1 pseudogene is annotated in these 361 nt (G+C 65.7%); it reads right to left on the reverse strand.

Annotation, left to right across the window (positions count from 1 at the left end):
- Positions 1-361 (reverse strand): annotated as a pseudogene (locus tag R0J92_RS21965) (DNA polymerase III subunit alpha); the annotation flags it as partial.

Below are 361 nucleotides of genomic sequence, written 5' to 3' on the forward strand. Positions count from 1 at the left end.
GGTATCGAAGTTGGGGCGGGAGCGGTTCACGTCGGGGGCGAACAGGCGCACGCCCATCCGGTTCAGCTCCTGCCGGAAGACGTTCAGCTTGTCGGTGTTCGCCATTTCGTAGGTCATGGTCGCGGCCATGAACTCGTGCGGGTAGTTCGCCTTCAGATAGGCGGTCTGGTAGGCGACCATGGCGTAGGCGGCGGCGTGCGACTTGTTGAAGCCGTAGCCGGCGAACTTGGCGATCTGGTCGAAGATCGCGCTGGCGTTCTTGGCGGTGACGCCGCGGGCCTTCGCGCCCTCGGTGAACTTCTCGCGCTGGGCGTCCATCGCCGCCTGGATCTTCTTGCCCATGGCGCGGCGCAGCAGGTCG

The organism is Tritonibacter sp. SIMBA_163 (assembly GCF_046535935.1).
GTDB lineage: Bacteria > Pseudomonadota > Alphaproteobacteria > Rhodobacterales > Rhodobacteraceae > Epibacterium > Epibacterium scottomollicae.